The 2,205-nt window shown below is 41.9% G+C and carries 3 protein-coding genes; all 3 read left to right on the top strand.

Translation table 11 applies throughout. The features are described 5' to 3' along the window. The coding region (locus VB654_RS01945; RefSeq protein WP_323211687.1) for an adenylate/guanylate cyclase domain-containing protein at positions 1–291 on the top strand (291 nt) is incomplete at its 5' end. Next, entirely contained in the window at positions 278–1,258 is a 981-nt protein-coding gene (locus VB654_RS01950) for an SDR family NAD(P)-dependent oxidoreductase (protein ID WP_323211688.1), read from the top strand. The genes VB654_RS01945 and VB654_RS01950, both read left to right, overlap by 14 nt. 15 nt (positions 1,259–1,273) lie before the next feature. Then, complete coding sequence (locus VB654_RS01955) at positions 1,274–1,951, top strand: hypothetical protein (RefSeq protein ID WP_323211689.1); 678 nt, start codon at positions 1,274–1,276, stop codon at positions 1,949–1,951. Positions 1,952–2,205 lie beyond the last annotated feature (254 nt).

A 2,205-nucleotide genomic window follows, 5' to 3' on the forward strand; every position in this document is an offset into this window, starting at 1 on the left:
GCCGTGGGTATTGGCATTCATCGTGGTGAAGTGGTTATGGGTACGGTAGGATTTACCTGTCGGATTGATTCTACAGTCGTCGGTGATGCGGTAAACATCGCTTCACGGGTTGAGAGTATAACTAAATACTATAATTGTAAAATCTTAGTAACTGATTCAGTAGTTTTGAGTTTATCTCAACCAGAGTTATTTTCACTAACATTGGTAGATGAATTTGTGAAGTTAAGAGGTAAAGATGAAGCGATCGCTATTTATCAACTTCAGGATCAAATTTTAGATGCAAAACCTTGAAGGAAAAGTAACTTTAGTCACAGGTGCTACACGGGGCATTGGCAAAGGCATCGCTATCGGACTGGGCGAAGTCGGAGCAACTGTGTATATTACCGGACGAACATTAGATAACTCTGATACTAGTAGTGAAATCTCAGGCAATCTCAATGATACCAAAATCGCCGTAGAACAAGCCGGTGGTATATGTATTCCCATCCAGGTAGATCATAGCAATGATGAAGAGGTGCGATCGCTGTTTGAACGCATCCAAGATGAGCAGAATGGACAACTAGATTTATTAGTTAATAACGTTTTCTCAGGAGTCCAAGCATTAAGCGATAGTCAAGGCCAGACTTTTTGGGAATGTGAACCCAGCCTTTGGGATGCTAGTAACAACGTCGGTTTGCGTAGTCATTATGTTGCCAGTATTTATGCTGCCAGAATCATGGTCAAACGTCAACAGGGATTAATTTGTACCATTTCCTCATGGGGTGGGATGTCCCAAATTTTCAGTGCTGCCTACGGTGCTGGTAAAGCCGCTTGTGACCGATTAGCAGCTGATATGTCAGTGGAACTAAAACCGCATAATGTGGCTTCTGTGTCTTTATGGCCGGGTATTGTAGGTACTGAGCAAATTTCCAGTTTAGCAGATAAAGTTGTAGCAGAAAATACTGCTGATCCAAAAAACTCAGTATTTGCCGACCGCTATAACTGGGAAACTCCCTTATTTACAGGGAGAGTAATTGCAGCCCTCACAGGTGATACCAACATCATGCGCCGCACCGGAAAAGTGCAAATTGTCGCCGAATTAGCCCAACAATATGGAATTGTAGATCAAGAGGGTAATATTCCAGCATCGCTACGTTCCCTAAAATTTCTCATCCCAGCAGCCTTACCCGCACTGAGAACATACTCATCCCTGATACCAGATATTAAAGTACCGTGGTCACTGCTACTGCTAACAACACTCAAATCACCACAAATTTAACTTAAACAAATATTTATGCAAGATGAAGCAATGCGATTATTTGGGTATTGGCAGCAGACACTACAAAACTTTGGAGTTGGCCAAATAGCATCTGAGCAAAGCTTTACTGATTTAGTTACAGCTTATTCTACAAGCGATCGCTACTACCACACACTCAAACACATTGCTCACGTCCTCAGCACAATTGATACTTTACAAGCCTACGCTCAAGACCTCCCTGCTGTGCAACTAGCGGCGTGGTTTCATGATGTAGTTTATCATCCTCAAACTCAAGATAACGAAGAAAGAAGCGCTGACTATGCCTATGAATTGCTCAGTAATTTGGGCATTCCCACAAATACTATAGATACTGTTACCAGTCTGATTCTCAACACCAAAAATCACCAAGCTGCTACAGATGACTATGATAGCCAAGTCTTACTTGATGCAGATTTAGCAATTTTGGCAACTAACCCAGAAGACTATAGAGAATACAGCCGTGCTATTCGCCAAGAATATGCCTGGTTCTCAGAATTAGAATATATTACAGGTCGTAGACAAGTTTTAGAGCATTTTTTGCAGCAGCAGCGCATCTATCATACGCCCTTAATGTTCGAGGTTGCCGAACAATCTGCCCGTTCCAATCTCCAAACAGAAATTCAAACCTTAACCTCAGTCAACAGTAATAACACAGAAAATAAACTGACCATTTGAAATCAACGAAAAACCTATAGAATAAGCTTTTTGACTTCCGCCTTGCGGTACTGACCTTATGGTAATTTAAGGTTACACTCACACATTGCAATCGACTACCTTTATCCGCATGACTGGAGAGCATCACCTTGGGAATAGAATTACGCAGTTTTGTATTTCTCGACAACCTGCAACCTCAACACGCAGCTTATATGGGAACAGTAGCCCAAGGTTTCCTACCATTACCAGGAGATACATCACTGTGGATTGAAATC

Source organism: Nodularia sp. UHCC 0506, assembly GCF_034931045.1.
Taxonomy (GTDB): Bacteria; Cyanobacteriota; Cyanobacteriia; order Cyanobacteriales; family Nostocaceae; genus Nodularia.